The sequence below is a fragment of the Pseudomonas qingdaonensis genome, from assembly GCF_018398475.1.
Taxonomy (GTDB): Bacteria; Pseudomonadota; Gammaproteobacteria; order Pseudomonadales; family Pseudomonadaceae; genus Aquipseudomonas; species Aquipseudomonas palmensis.
This window is the reverse complement of sequence record NZ_CP074676.1, coordinates 1,815,288-1,829,378: the sequence shown is the minus strand read 5'-3', so window position 1 is coordinate 1,829,378 and position 14,091 is coordinate 1,815,288. Positions and strand designations below refer to the sequence as shown.

The window sequence follows — 14,091 nt, the reverse complement described above, 5'->3', positions numbered from 1 at the left end:
CGGGCCTGGCCGTTATACTGAGCAACAGCTGTACGGCATGGCCGGTCGCATCGGGCACGCCACAGGACGTGCGCACCCGCCAGGAACGGGCGGCATTATACATGGCATGTCCTACTGCAAAGAGGGCTATTTCCACAGGTTGCAACGTGATGACAGGCGAAATCAACAGCCTTGGCCCGCAGGCCCTGGCCAACCCCCAGGCGCGCAGCGCGGCGATGACCGGCGAACTGCTCAAGCTGCTGCAACCCCAGCCTGCCCTGCTCGCCCCGGGCGAGACCGCGCAGGCGCAGGTACTGTCGTTGCGCCAGGTCGGTCAGGACTTCCAGCTGCTGCTGCAACTGACCCAGACCAACGGGCGCCAGACTACCGTGCAGACCAGCGCCAGCCAGCCCCTGCCCCAGGGCAGCGAGCTGACGGTCAGCCAGCCCAATGCCGGCAACCTGAGCATCACCGTGCAGCAGGCCATCGCGCGCAGCGTGGCCACCCTCACCCAGCTCGACACCCGCCAGTTGCCGCCGGGCACCCTGCTGCAGGGCAAGGTGCTGACCACCCAGACGCTGCCCCAGGCTGCCGGGCAGCCGGCCTTGTTCCGCTCGTTGGTGACCCTGCTCAACACCGCCCAGGCCGGCGCCACCCTGAACATCGACAGCCCTCGGCCACTGGCGCTGGGCAGCCTGCTCAGCGCACGGGTACAGGGTGAACAGTCGATCAGCTTCGTGCCCCTGAGCGGGCGCCAGGAACAACTGGCGATCACCCAGCACCTGAGCGCGCAGCTGAGCCGCCAGGCCTCGCTGCCGGGCCTGCTCGCCAGCCTGCAACAGATGAGCGCCGAGCAGCGCCTGCCGGCCGATGTGCGGGCCAGCGTGAGCACCCTGCTGGCCAGCCTGCCGGACATGGAACAGCTCGGCACGGCCAAGGGCCTGGCCCAGGCCCTGAACAACAGCGGCGCGTTTCTGGAAGCCAAGCTGCTGGCTGGCGCCCCCGCCGCCCTCGCCCCCGACCTCAAGGCCCAGGTGATCCGGCTGGTGGCGCAGTTGCTGCCCGGCCTCCCCGGCAGCACCCAGTTCAACCCGGCCGTGGCTGCCAGCACCCTGGCCCAGGTGCTGCCGGGCATGGTGCGCAACGCCCTGGGCATGCTCGGCCAGGTAAGCCCGCGCCCGGCCCCGGGAAGCTTTCCGCTGCCCTCGCGGTTGCTGCAAAGTGGCGACGAAGAAGGCGACCTGGAACAGCTGCTGCGCCTGGCAGCGGCAGCCATTTCACGCCTGCAGAGCCACCAGCTCGCTGGCCTGGAGCAAACCCGCACCACCGCCGACGGCAACCTGCAGACCACCTGGCAACTGGAGATACCGGTGCGCAATGGTCAGGAGTTCATGCCGCTGCAAGTGAAGCTGCAGCGCGAGGAAACCCCCGAGCAGCAGGCCGATCCGGAACGCGAACAGCGCGACCCGCTGGAGATGCTCTGGCGCGTGGAGCTGGCATTCGACCTCAGCCCGCTGGGGCCCTTGCAGGTACAGGCGCAGATCAGCCAGGGTAACCTGTCTAGCCAGCTGTGGGCGGAGCTGCCGAGCACCGCGCAACTGATCGACAGCCAGCTCGGCAAGCTGCGCGCGCGGTTGGTGGAGCGCGGGCTCAACGTCGGTGAACTGCTGTGCCATCACGGTACGCCGCCACAGGGGCCGCGTACGCATCTGGAACAACGCTGGGTGGATGAAAACGCATGAGCCAGACCCCGCCACGTCAGGCCATTGCCCTGACCTACGACGGCCAGCAGGCCCCGACCTTGAGCGCCAAGGGCGACGACGAGCTGGCCGAGGCGATCCTGGCCATTGCCCGCGAACACGAAGTGCCGATCTACGAGAATGCCGAGTTGGTACGCCTGCTGGCGCGCATGGAGCTGGGCGATCAGATCCCGGAGGCGCTGTACCTGACCATCGCCGAGATCATCGCCTTCGCCTGGCAGCTCAAGGGCCAGGTGCCGGAGGGGTTCGTGGACAACGCCCCGCAGGAGCGCGACATTACCCCGAACCTGTACAGCCTGCCTGCGCCGGACTGACGACGCGCAGGCCGGGTGCCTTGCATCAGCTGCGGTGCAGCTTGCTCATCAGCTCGGCTTCGGCCTGGGTCAGGCCGCAGGACTGGGTCAGCTCGTCGACGCTGGCGCCCATGCCCACCAGCCGCGCCGCCTGGGCGAACGACAGGCTGTTGGGGTCGCGCTGCTCCAGTTGCATCAGCTTGTCCGGCAACGGCGCCACCACGGCGCGCAGCTCGTGCAACGCGTCGCCCATGCGCACCGTACCGTTCTGATAATCGTCCACACGCTTGGCCAGGTCCTTGATGCGCTGGTCACGCAGCGCATCGCCCTGGGCCTGCTGCGAGGCCAGCTCGCGCTGGCGCTTGCTGTAGCCGTAGAACAGCCACAGGCTGAGGATCCAGACCAGCGCCAGAAATATGACAGCACCCTCGAGAATCAACTCAGATATTCTCCAGCTCGGACCACTCTTCCTCGGTCATCATCTTGTCCAGCTCGACCAGGATCAGCAGTTCGTTGTTCTTGTTGCACACTCCCTGGATGAACTTGGCCGATTCCTCGTTGCCGACATTCGGCGCGGTCTCGATCTCCGACTGACGCAGGTACACGACCTCGGCCACGCTATCGACCAGGATGCCAACCACCTGCTTGTCCGCCTCGATGATCACGATACGGCTGTTGTCGGAGATTTCGGCAGACATCAGGCCGAAGCGCTGGCGCGTGTCGATCACGGTCACCACATTGCCGCGCAGGTTGATGATGCCCAGCACATAGCTCGGCGCGCCCGGCACCGGAGCGATTTCGGTGTAGCGCAGCACTTCCTGGACCTGCATCACGTTGATGCCGTAGGACTCGTTGTCCAGCTTGAACGTTACCCACTGCAGAATCGGATCGTCGGAACCCTGCGCAGTCATGTTTTTCATTCCCCTAACCCTCAAAAGCCGTTCTCGGCGGTGTACTCAGTGCGGTCGCGGCAGTTGCGACCGATTATTTATGCGTACCGTGCATCTGCTTGACGGCGCCGCTGGCGATCAGCTCGGCCAGCTCGGCGACATCCAGCAGCGCGCACATGTGTTCGATGACCGTACCGGCAAGCCACGGGCGCTGACCACGCTGGCTGCGCCACTTGATCTCGCTCGGGTCCAGGCGCAGCGAGCGGCTGACCTGATGCACCGCCAGCCCCCACTCGTAGCCCTGTACCGAAATAACGTATTGCAGCCCCTGGCGGAAGTCGTCGCGGTAGCGGTCGGGCATGACCCAGCGCGCCGTGTCGAGCACCTTCAGGTTACCCGCCTGGCTCGGCAGGATGCCCAGGAACCACTCGGGCTGGCCGAACAGCGGCGTGAGCTCCTGGCCGGCCAGCGAGTAGATCGAGCCCAGGCACACCAGCGGCACCGCCAGGGTCAGCCCGGCCACGTCGAACAGCAGGCATTCGAACGGCTCGGCGGCCCAGGCCGGGCGACCGTCGCCCGTCAACGGCGGCACCGGCTGGTCCGGTGCTGCGGGCAGGTGCACCTGCACCAGCGGCTCGACCGGGGTTGGCACGTCGGCGATGACCGGGGCGACCACCGGGGCCGCCTCCACCACCTTGGCCACCACCGGTGGCGCCATCACCGGCATGACCAGCCGCGTCGGCTCGGCGAATGCCGGCGCCGCGGTCTTGAGCCGGGCGTCACGGGCCTGTTCTTCGAGCACTGCGGCCTGGAACTCGTCGATCGCTTCAGGCGCCGTGACGACCACCGGGGCCGGGGCCACTGCGACGCGTTCGGCCACCGCCAGGGGCAATGGCTGCAGCTCTTCGGTGGCCTCCTGCAACAGGCCGTCCAGGTACGACTGCAAGGCCAGTTGAGGCTTTATGGTGACCTGCTGCGGGCTGTTCATCAGGCCACCTGCGCAACGGCATTCTGCGCCAGCAGATGCTTGAGCAATGCCCGGTAGGCAATCACGCCACGGCTCCTGCCATCGAACTGCGACGGCGTGAGCCCGGCACGGCTGGCGTCGCGCAGGCGCGTATCGACCGGAATGTAGCCCTGCCAGATGGTGTCGGGATAAGCGTCGCGCAGCACCCGCAGGGTGCCCATCGAGGCCTGGGTACGGCGGTCGAACAGGGTCGGCACGATGTGGTACGGCAAGGCCTGCTTGCGCGAGCGATTGACCATGCTCAGCGTGCTGACCATGCGTTCGAGGCCTTTCACCGCCAGGTATTCGGTCTGCACCGGGATCACCAGTTGCTGGCTGGCTGCCAGCGCATTGACCATCAGAACGCCCAGCAACGGCGGGCTGTCGATGATCGCGTAGTCGAAATCCTGCCACAGCTGCGCCAGACTCTTGGCGATCACCAGGCCCAGGCCACTCTGGCCCGGTGACTGACGCTCGAGCACCGCCAGGGCGGTGCTGGAAGGCAGCAGCGAGATGCGCTCGTCGCTGGTGGGCAGCAACAGCTGGCCCGGCAGCCCTTCGGGCACCGTGCCCTTGTGCAGGAACAGGTCGTAGCTGCTGTGCTCGAGGGTGTCCGGGTTGTGACCGAAGTAGCTGGTCATGGACCCGTGCGGGTCGAGGTCGACCACGACCACGCGCTTGCCCGCCTCGGCCAGCAGGCCGGCCAGGGCGATGGATGTGGTGGTCTTGCCGACACCACCTTTTTGATTGGCTACTGCCCAGACTCTCATTGCGCTGCTTCCTCCCGGTCGGGTCGGACCCTGCCGGGATCGATTAAAGGGTCGACGACGGGGAATTGACGGGATTGCGCCCGGCCGTCGGTGCTACGGCTGGCGGTGCAGTTTGTGTGCCAGCACGCTTGAGCGCCGCGTCGGGTGTGGCATTGGCGCTGCCGGTACCGGTCAGGCTGCGGCGCACCTCCAGATTGCGCGAGATCACCAGCACCACCCTGCGGTTCTGCGCGCGCCCTTCAGGGCTGGCATTGCTGGCGATGGGCTGGAACTCGCCGTAGCCCACAGAAGCCATGCGTGCCGGGTTGACCCCTTCCATCGCCAGCAGGCGCACGATGCTCGCCGCCCGTGCCGACGACAACTCCCAGTTGGTCGGGTACTGCGCCGTGCGGATCGGCTGGTCATCGGTGAAGCCTTCGACGTGCACCGGGTTGGCGAACGGCTTGATGATGTGCGCCACCTTGTCGATGATGTCGAACGCCTTGTCGCTGGGCATGGCATCGCCACTGCCGAACAACAGCGAGGAATTGAGCTCGATCTCGATCCACAGTTCGTTGCCGCGCACGGTCATCTGGTCGGACTTGATCAGGTCGCCAAAGGCATCGCGCACATCGTCGGCGATGGTCTGCAGCGGGTCGCTGGAGCTTTGCCCCAGGCCCGCATCGACCTGCTCGCTGTCCTTGATCAGCGGTTCGGCCGGCTTGACGCTGAGGGGGCGCTCGTCGCCTATCGGAATCGGCTTCATGCTGCGCTCGGGGTCGTTGAACACGCCGATCAGCGCCTGCGAGATGACCTTGTACTTGCCCTCGTTGATCGAGGAAATCGAATACATGACCACGAAGAAGGCGAACAGCAAGGTGATGAAGTCGGCATACGACACCAGCCAGCGTTCGTGGTTTTCATGTTCCTCGGGTTGACGACGACGGGCCATGGCTTACTCCATGAAGCCCTGAAGCTTCAGTTCGATTGAACGTGGGTTCTCGCCTTCGGCAATCGACAGCAAGCCTTCCAGGAGCATTTCGCGATAGCGCGACTGGCGCATGGCCAGGGCCTTGAGCTTGTTGGCGATCGGCAACAGGATCAGGTTGGCACTGGCCACGCCGTAGATGGTGGCCACGAACGCCACGGCGATACCGCTGCCCAGCTGGGTCGGGTCGGCCAGGTTGCCCATCACGTGGATCAGGCCCATCACCGCGCCGATGATGCCGATGGTCGGCGCATAGCCGCCCATGCTCTCGAACACCTTGGCGGCCTGGATGTCACGGCTTTCCTGGGTGTAGAAATCCACCTCGAGAATGCTGCGGATGGCTTCGGGCTCGGCGCCGTCGACCAGCAGCTGCAGGCCCTTGCGGGCATACGGGTCGGGCTCGGCATCGGCCACGCCCTCAAGGCCCAGCAGGCCTTCCTTGCGTGCGGTGAGGCTCCAGTTGACCACCCGGTCGATACCACCGGCCAGGTCGACCCGCGGCGGGAAGAGGATCCAGCGCACGATCTGCAGGGCGCGCTTGAACGCGCTCATGGGGGCCTGCAGCAGCGAGGCCGCCAGCGTCCCGCCGATCACGATCAGCGCCGCCGGGCCGTTGATCAGCGCCGACAGATGGCCGCCTTCGAGGTAGTTGCCGCCAACGATGGCGACGAACGCCAGGATGATCCCGATAAGGCTCAACACGTCCATCAGATGCACGCCTCTACCAGGTGCCGGCCGATCTCGTCCAGGCCGTACACCGCATCGGCCAGGTTGGCCTTGGCAATGGCCATGGGCATGCCATAGATCACGCAGCTGGCTTCGTCCTGGGCCCACACCTGGCTGCCGCCCTGCTTGAGCAGGCGCGCGCCTTCGCGGCCATCGGCGCCCATGCCGGTCAGCACCACGGCCAGCACCTTGTCGCCATACGACTTGGCCGCCGAACCGAAGGTGATGTCCACGCAGGGCTTGTAGTTGAGGCGTTCGTCACCTGGCAGGATCTTCACCGTGCCGCGCCCGTCGACCATCATCTGCTTGCCGCCCGGTGCCAGCAGGGCCAGGCCGGGGCGCAGCACGTCGCCGTCCTCGGCTTCCTTGACGCTGATGCGGCACAGCTTGTCCAGGCGCTCGGCGAAGGCCTTGGTGAAGGCCGCCGGCATGTGCTGGATCAGCACGATCGGCGCCGGGAAGTTGGCCGGCAGTTGGGTCAGCACGCGCTGCAGCGCCACCGGGCCACCAGTTGAGGTACCGATGGCCAGCAGCTTGTAGGCCTTGCGCTTGGGTGCCGGCGAGCTGGGTGCAGCGGCCCGCGCAGGGGCTTGCGGGGCAACCGGGGCGGCGCGCATGGACGCTGCCGGGGCGCTGCTGCCGGCGCTGTGCGACGGTGCAGGCGCCGCGGCCGGTGCCGGGCTGGCATAGCTGCTGAAACGACGGTTGCTGCGCGAAATGGTATGCACCTTTTCGCACAGCATCTGCTTGACCTTCTCGGGGTTGCGCGAGATGTCCTCGAAATTTTTCGGCAGGTAGTCCACCGCACCGGCGTCCAGTGCGTCGAGGGTGACGCGGGCGCCTTCGTGGGTGAGCGAGGAGAACATCAGTACAGGCGTGGGGCAGCGCTGCATGATATGACGCACGGCGGTGATGCCATCCATCATGGGCATTTCATAGTCCATGGTGATGACGTCGGGCTTGAGCGACAGCGCCTGATCGATCGCTTCCTTGCCGTTGGTCGCGGTACCGACCACCTGGATAGTCGGGTCCGCTGAAAGAATTTCCGAGACACGGCGGCGGAAAAAACCGGAATCATCCACCACCAGGACCTTGACTACCATAAACACTCCATTACGGGGCGCGGCCACCTGGCCACGCCACCGGGATCAGATACGCCGAGCGGCGTAACGCTTGAGCATGCTCGGCACGTCGAGGATCAGCGCAATGCGCCCGTCACCGGTAATGGTGGCGCCCGACATGCCCGGGGTGCCCTGCAGCATCTTGCCCAACGGCTTGATGACCACCTCTTCCTGGCCCACCAGCTGGTCGACCACGAAGCCGATGCGCTGGGTACCCACCGAAAGGATCACCACGTGGCCTTCACGCTGCTCCTCGTGGGCTGCCGAGCTGACCAGCCAGCGCTTGAGGTAGAACAGCGGCAAGGCCTTGTCACGCACGATCACCACTTCCTGGCCGTCGACCACGTTGGTGCGCGACAGGTCCAGGTGGAAAATCTCGTTGACGTTCACCAGCGGGAAGGCGAAGGCCTGGTTGCCGAGCATCACCATCAGGGTCGGCATGATCGCCAGGGTCAGCGGCACCTTGATGACGATCTTCGAGCCCTGGCCCTTGGTCGAGTAGATGTTGATCGAGCCGTTGAGCTGGGAAATCTTGGTCTTGACCACGTCCATGCCCACGCCGCGACCGGACACGTCGGAGATCTCGGTCTTGGTCGAGAAGCCCGGGGCGAAGATCAGGTTGTAGCAGTCGCTTTCGCTGAGGCGATCGGCGGCGTCCTTGTCCATCACCCCGCGCTTGACCGCAATGGCGCGCAGGACATTGGCATCCATGCCCTTGCCGTCATCGGAGATCGACAGCAGGATGTGGTCGCCTTCCTGTTCGGCAGCGAGGATCACCTTGCCATTGCGCGACTTGCCGGCGGCTTCGCGCTCTTCCGGGGTTTCCACGCCATGGTCGACAGCGTTGCGCACCAAGTGCACCAGCGGGTCGGCCAGGGCCTCGACGAGGTTCTTGTCCAGGTCGGTCTCTTCGCCGACCAGCTCCAGGTTGATCTCTTTCTTGAGCTGGCGGGCCAGGTCGCGAACCAGACGCGGGAAGCGCCCGAAGACCTTCTTGATCGGCTGCATGCGGGTCTTCATCACCGCGGTCTGCAGGTCGGCGGTCACCACGTCCAGGTTCGAGACGGCCTTGGACATGGCTTCATCGCCGCTGTTCAGGCCCAGGCGCACCAGGCGGTTACGCACCAGCACCAGTTCGCCGACCATGTTCATGATCTCGTCCAGGCGCGCGGTGTCGACCCGCACGGTGGTCTCGGCCTCGCTGGCCGGATGCTTGTCGGCAGCGGGAGCCGCCTGACGGGCCGGCGCGGGGGCGGGTGCCTTGGCCGGTGCCGGTGCCGGTGCCGGTGCAGCGGCTGCCGCTGCGGGCTTGGCCGCCGGCTTGGCCGCAACCGTCGCCGCAGCAGCAGGCGCGCTGGCAGCGCCAGCGCCGCTGACGGCGTCGGGCGCGAACTTGCCCTTGCCGTGCAACTCGTCGAGCAGGGCCTCGAATTCGTGTTCGGAAATATGGTCACCCGCCGCTGCGGGTGCGGCAGCGGCCGGTGCGGCGGCCGCTACAGCGCCGGGCAGTGCATCGGCGGCAAAGGTGCCCTTGCCGTGCAACTGGTCCAGCAGTGCTTCGAATTCATCGTCGGTGATGTCACCGCTGGGCGCCGAGTCCGCGCCAGGTGCAGCAGCAGATGCCGCCGCCACGCTGTCGGGGGCGAACTGGCCCTTGCCATGCAACTGGTCCAGCAACGACTCGAACTCGGCGTCGGTGATTTCATCGCTGGCAGCGTCCACGGCCACCGGCTCGGGCGCCTCGGCCTGGGCCTTGGCGGCATTGAGCGAGTCGAGCAACTGCTCGAACTCGCTGTCGGTGATATCACCCCCGCTCGCCTCGGCCTCAGGCTCCGGCTCGGCAACCGCCGCCACCGGCGCAGGCGCCGCCGCTTCGGCACCGGCAGGTTCGGCCAGGCGCGCCAGGGCGGCCAGCAGTTCCGGAGTGGCTGCGGTGATGTCGGTGCGCTCGCGCACCTGGCCGAACATGCTGTTGACGGTGTCCAGGGCTTCCAGGACCACGTCCATCAGTTCGGCGTCCACACGTCGTTCACCCTTGCGCAGGATGTCGAAGACGTTTTCGGCGATGTGGCAGCACTCCACCAGCTCATTGAGCTGGAGGAAGCCGGCGCCCCCTTTTACAGTGTGAAAACCGCGAAAAATTGCATTGAGCAGGTCGGCATCATCCGGGCGGCTTTCCAGCTCGACCAGTTGCTCGGACAGTTGCTCAAGAATTTCGCCGGCTTCTACCAGAAAATCCTGGAGGATTTCTTCATCGGCGCCGAAGCTCATTAAACGTGCTCCCTAAAAACCCAGGCTGGACAGCAGATCGTCGACATCGTCCTGACCGGACACAACGTCTTCACGTTTATCGGCATGAATCTGTGGTCCTTCACCCCGAGTCGGATGTTTTTCTTGATCTTTTTCGGCACGCAGCTGGTCGTGGTCATGCTCGATGCCGGCGAACCGGTCGACCTGACTCGCCATCAACACGAGCTTCAGAAGATTGCTTTCTACTTCGGTGACCAGTGCCGTGACGCGCTTGATCACCTGGCCGGTCAGGTCTTGGTAGTCCTGAGCCAGAAGAATGTCGTTGAGATGGCCGGCGACCTTGCGGTTGCCCTCGGCGCTGTGCGTCAGGAAACTGTCGACGCGCTTGACCAGCTCGCGAAACTCCGGAGCCTCGACTTCGCGGCGCATGAAGCGCTGCCAGTCGCCACTCAGGCTGGCCGCCTCGGCACTGAGGTCGTTGAGTACCGGCGTGCTTGCCTCCACCAGGTCCATGGTGCGGTTGGCAGCGCCCTCGGTCAGCTTGACCACGTACGACAGGCGTTCGGTGGCGTCGGTAATCTGCGAGACTTCCTCGGCCTGCGGCATGTGCGGATCGATCTGGAAACTGACGATCGCACTGTGCAGCTCGCGGGTAAGCTTGCCGACTTCCTGGTACAGGCCAAGGTCACGGGTCTGGTTCAGCTGATGGATCAGTTGCACCGCGTCGCCGAACCTGCCTTTTTCAAGGCTGCTGACCAGCTCCTGGGCATGTTTCTTCAGAGTCGACTCGAAGTCGTCCAAAGATGATCTTTTTTGCTCCATAAGCGCCCCCGTGGCGTACCTCAGCTATTGACGCGCTCGAAGATCTTTTCGATCTTTTCTTTCAGCACCTGGGCGGTGAACGGTTTGACCACATAGCCGTTGACGCCCGCCTGGGCGGCTTCGATGATCTGTTCGCGTTTGGCTTCGGCCGTCACCATCAGCACCGGCAGGTGCTTGAGGCGTTCATCCAGACGTACCTTGCGCAGCAGGTCGATACCGGACATGCCGGGCATGTTCCAGTCGGTCACCAGGAAATCGAAGTGACCGCTTTCGAGCATCGGCAACGCGGTGTTGCCGTCGTCGGCTTCCTGGGTATTGGTGAAGCCCAGGTCACGCAACAGGTTCTTGATGATCCGCCGCATCGTCGAAAAATCGTCGACGATGAGGATTTTCATGTCTTTGTTCAATTAGACCTCCAAGCAGTCTTTAACGCGCTCAGCGCTGAACGCGCATTCAATCAATTCGGGCACTACATTTCACGACTGTATGGAACGGCTGCTCAACGCGCCCGCCATTCCCCCAGGCGACCGCGCAAGCGTGCGGCGCACTGGCTGTGCAACTGGCTGACACGCGACTCGCTGACCCCCAGCACCTCGCCGATTTCCTTGAGGTTCAGCTCTTCGTCGTAGTACAGCGCCAGCACCAGGCGCTCGCGCTCGGGCAGGTTGGCGATTGCATCCGCCAGGGCTGCCTGAAAGCGCTCGTCTTCCAGATCGCGCGATGGCTCGAGCTGGGCACTGGCGCCGTCCTCGTGCAGGCCTTCATGTTCGCCGTCCTGCAACAGGTCGTCGAAACTGAACAGGCGACTGCCCAAGGTATCGTTCAAAATCCCGTAATAATCATCGAGACTCAATTGAAGTTCGGCAGCAACCTCGTGATCTTTAGCATCACGACCGGTTTTTGCTTCAATTGCACGAATCGCGTCACTCACCATGCGGGTATTGCGGTGTACCGAACGCGGCGCCCAATCCCCCTTGCGCACCTCGTCGAGCATGGCCCCACGGATGCGGATACCGGCATAGGTCTCGAAACTGGCACCCTTGCTGGAGTCGTACTTGTTGGAGACCTCGAGCAGGCCGATCATGCCGGCCTGGATCAGGTCTTCCACCTGCACACTGGCTGGCAGACGCGCCAGCAGGTGATAGGCAATGCGCTTGACCAAGGGTGCGTACCGCTCGATCAGCTCGTACTGGGCATCACGCGAAGCCTTGCTGTACATCCGATAGCCGCTTGCACTCATAGCACTGGTCCCGCACTGGTCGGTTGCACCAGCCGTTCGACGAAGAACTCCAGATGACCACGCGGGTTGGCAGGCAACGGCCAGCTATCGACCTTCTGAGCAATGGCCTTGAAGGCCAGCGCGCACTTGGAACGCGGAAAGGCTTCGTAGACTGCTCGCTGCTTCTGCACTGCCTTGCGGACACATTCGTCGTAGGGCACAGCACCGACGTATTGTAAGGCGACATCCAGGAAGCGATCCGTGACCTTGGTCAATTTGGCGAACAGATTGCGACCTTCCTGAGGGCTTTGTGCCATGTTGGCCAGCACCCGGAAACGGTTCATGCCGTAATCGCGGTTCAGCAGCTTGATCAGGGCATAGGCGTCAGTGATGGACGTGGGCTCGTCGCACACCACCAGCAGCACTTCCTGGGCCGCGCGCACGAAGCTGACGACCGAATCGCCGATGCCGGCCGCGGTGTCGATGACCAGCACGTCGAGGTTGTCGCCGATCTCGCTGAACGCCTGGATCAGCCCGGCATGCTGGGCCGGCGCCAGGTGCACCATGCTCTGGGTGCCGGAGGCCGCAGGCACGATGCGTACCCCGCCAGGCCCCGGCAGCAGCACGTCGCGCAGCTCGCAGCGGCCCTCGATGACATCGGCCAGTGTGCGTTTGGGGGTCAGGCCGAGCAAGACGTCGACGTTGGCCAGGCCCAGGTCGGCGTCCAGCAGCATGACCCGACGGCCAAGCTCAGCCAGCGCCAATGACAAGTTCACTGACACGTTGGTCTTGCCGACGCCACCTTTGCCGCCTGTCACGGCGATCACCTGTACGGGATGCATGCTGCCCATGTTTGTTCTTTACCTTGTCTTACTTAGACCGAGGCCACATGACTGGCTGCGCTTTCAACACCTGAAAAATGCCTGGCAGACCATTGATGTAGGTACTTTGCAACGTATACACATTTACCTCAGCCGACACGCTTGCCGTCGCTGTGGTACAGATCGGCGAACATGTCGGCCATGGCCTCTTCGCTGGGATCGTCCTGCATTTGTACACTGACCGCGCGACTGACCAGATGGTGCCGGCGCGGCAAGTGCAGATCGTCCGGAATGCGCGGCCCATCGGTCAGATAGGCCACCGGCAACTCATGCGTGATGGCCAGGCTCAGCACCTCGCCCAGGCACGCCGTTTCGTCGAGCTTGGTCAGGATGCAACCGGCCAGCCCGCAGCGCTTGTAGCTGTGGTAGGCAGCGGTCAGCACCTGCTTCTGGCTGGTGGTGGCCAGCACCAGGTAATTCTTGGCCTGGATGCCGCGCCCGGCCAGGGTTTCGAGCTGCATGCGCAGTGCCGGGTCGCTGGCCTGCAGGCCGGCGGTATCGATCAGCACCACGCGCTTGCGCAGCAGAGGGTCCAGGGCCTGGGCCAGCGACTGGCCGGGGTCGACGTGGGTCACCGACACATTCAGGATGCGCCCCAGGGTCTTGAGTTGTTCCTGGGCGCCGATGCGAAAGCTGTCCATGCTCACCAGCGCGATGTTCTGCGCGCCGTACTTGAGCACATAGCGCGCCGCCAGCTTGGCCAGGGTGGTGGTCTTGCCCATGCCGGCCGGGCCGACCATGGCGATCACGCCGCCCTCTTCGATCGGCTCGATTTCCGGCACCTGGATCATGCGGGCCAGGTGCGCCAGCAGCATGCGCCAGGCCTGGCGGGGCTCTTCGATGTCGGCAGTGATGTCCAGCACCTCGCGGGCCAGCGGCCCGGCGATGCCGATACGCTGCAGACGGCGCCAGAGGTTGGCCTGGTGCGGCTTGCTGCCCTGCAGCTGGGTCCAGGCCAGCGAGCCGAGCTGCACTTCGAGCAGCTCGCGCAGGCCCGAGAGCTCCGAGCGCATGGAATCGAACAGACGCTGATCGACCGGCGCCGGGGCCGCTGCCTGAGGCCGCACGGGGGCCTCGACCTGCGGCTCTACCAGCGGCTCGGAGGCGGTCAGCGGCAGGCCGGCGAACAACTGGCGGTTGCCCTCCTCGCCTTCGACCCGGCTGCTGAGCTCGGCCTGCGCGGTGACGATGCGCGACTGGGTCTTGCGCAGTTCGTCCTCGAGCTCGACGTTCGGCACCCGCGGCGCAAGCGCGGACAGCTTGTAGTCCAGCGCCGCCGTCAGCTCGACACCGCCAGCAATCCGTCGGTTGCCGATGATGGCGGCCTCTGCCCCCAGCTCATCACGAACCAGCTTCATGGCCTGACGCATATCAGCGGCGAAAAAACGCTTAACTTGCATATCCCAC

15 protein-coding genes are annotated in these 14,091 nt (G+C 64.8%); 2 read left to right on the top strand and 13 right to left on the bottom strand.

The features are described 5' to 3' along the window. Window positions 1-149 precede the first annotated feature (149 nt). Window positions 150-1,721 (top strand): flagellar hook-length control protein FliK, encoded by a 1,572-nt coding sequence (fliK, locus tag KH389_RS08570; protein ID WP_213607213.1) that lies wholly within the window; start codon window positions 150-152, stop codon window positions 1,719-1,721. Then, window positions 1,718-2,053, top strand: coding sequence for an EscU/YscU/HrcU family type III secretion system export apparatus switch protein (locus tag KH389_RS08565; RefSeq protein WP_043861835.1), 336 nt, complete (start codon window positions 1,718-1,720; stop codon window positions 2,051-2,053). The genes fliK and KH389_RS08565 overlap by 4 nt, the downstream gene beginning before the upstream one ends. A gap of 25 nt (window positions 2,054-2,078) precedes the next feature. On the opposite strand, the gene KH389_RS08560 is transcribed toward KH389_RS08565, so the two are convergent. The 13 genes from KH389_RS08560 to flhF form a co-directional block, all read right to left on the bottom strand. Then, window positions 2,079-2,471, bottom strand: coding sequence for a DUF2802 domain-containing protein (locus tag KH389_RS08560; protein WP_043861834.1), 393 nt, complete (start codon window positions 2,469-2,471; stop codon window positions 2,079-2,081). A gap of 1 nt (window position 2,472) precedes the next feature. Beyond that, complete coding sequence (locus KH389_RS08555; protein WP_043861833.1) at window positions 2,473-2,952, bottom strand: chemotaxis protein CheW; 480 nt, start codon at window positions 2,950-2,952, stop codon at window positions 2,473-2,475. A 64-nt stretch (window positions 2,953-3,016) separates the two neighbouring features. Beyond that, window positions 3,017-3,910 carry a CheW domain-containing protein gene (locus KH389_RS08550; RefSeq protein WP_043861832.1) on the bottom strand — a complete coding sequence of 298 codons (894 nt, stop codon included), beginning with the start codon at window positions 3,908-3,910 and terminating at the stop codon, window positions 3,017-3,019. Then, window positions 3,910-4,698, bottom strand: a complete 789-nt coding sequence (locus tag KH389_RS08545; protein ID WP_078480275.1) for a ParA family protein — start codon at window positions 4,696-4,698, stop codon at window positions 3,910-3,912. The genes KH389_RS08550 and KH389_RS08545 overlap by 1 nt, the downstream gene beginning before the upstream one ends. Before the next feature lie 43 nt (window positions 4,699-4,741). After that, window positions 4,742-5,629 (bottom strand): flagellar motor protein MotD, encoded by an 888-nt coding sequence (gene motD, locus KH389_RS08540; protein ID WP_043861830.1) that lies wholly within the window; start codon window positions 5,627-5,629, stop codon window positions 4,742-4,744. A 3-nt stretch (window positions 5,630-5,632) separates the two neighbouring features. Beyond that, the gene (locus KH389_RS08535; protein ID WP_043861829.1) at window positions 5,633-6,373 is read right to left on the bottom strand and encodes a flagellar motor protein; all 741 of its coding nucleotides are present in this window, start codon (window positions 6,371-6,373) and stop codon (window positions 5,633-5,635) included. After that, window positions 6,373-7,494 (bottom strand): protein-glutamate methylesterase/protein-glutamine glutaminase, encoded by a 1,122-nt coding sequence (locus tag KH389_RS08530; RefSeq protein WP_058542051.1) that lies wholly within the window; start codon window positions 7,492-7,494, stop codon window positions 6,373-6,375. Before KH389_RS08530 ends, KH389_RS08535 begins: the two co-directional genes overlap by 1 nt. Window positions 7,495-7,539: 45 nt before the next feature. Further along, window positions 7,540-9,783, bottom strand: coding sequence for a chemotaxis protein CheA (locus KH389_RS08525; RefSeq protein WP_213607212.1), 2,244 nt, complete (start codon window positions 9,781-9,783; stop codon window positions 7,540-7,542). 12 nt (window positions 9,784-9,795) lie between these two features. Next, window positions 9,796-10,584: a protein phosphatase CheZ gene (locus KH389_RS08520; RefSeq protein WP_043861826.1), complete on the bottom strand. Its 789-nt coding sequence runs from the start codon at window positions 10,582-10,584 to the stop codon at window positions 9,796-9,798. Between the two features lie 20 nt (window positions 10,585-10,604). Further along, complete coding sequence (locus tag KH389_RS08515) at window positions 10,605-10,979, bottom strand: chemotaxis response regulator CheY (RefSeq protein WP_043861825.1); 375 nt, start codon at window positions 10,977-10,979, stop codon at window positions 10,605-10,607. Between the two features lie 104 nt (window positions 10,980-11,083). Next, window positions 11,084-11,824 (bottom strand): RNA polymerase sigma factor FliA, encoded by a 741-nt coding sequence (gene fliA, locus KH389_RS08510; RefSeq protein WP_043861824.1) that lies wholly within the window; start codon window positions 11,822-11,824, stop codon window positions 11,084-11,086. Beyond that, window positions 11,821-12,654: a flagellar synthesis regulator FleN gene (fleN, locus tag KH389_RS08505; RefSeq protein WP_054915624.1), complete on the bottom strand. Its 834-nt coding sequence runs from the start codon at window positions 12,652-12,654 to the stop codon at window positions 11,821-11,823. Before fleN ends, fliA begins: the two co-directional genes overlap by 4 nt. Window positions 12,655-12,773: 119 nt before the next feature. Next, window positions 12,774-14,084 carry a flagellar biosynthesis GTPase FlhF gene (gene flhF, locus KH389_RS08500; protein WP_043861822.1) on the bottom strand — a complete coding sequence of 437 codons (1,311 nt, stop codon included), beginning with the start codon at window positions 14,082-14,084 and terminating at the stop codon, window positions 12,774-12,776. Between the last annotated feature and the right edge of the window lie 7 nt (window positions 14,085-14,091).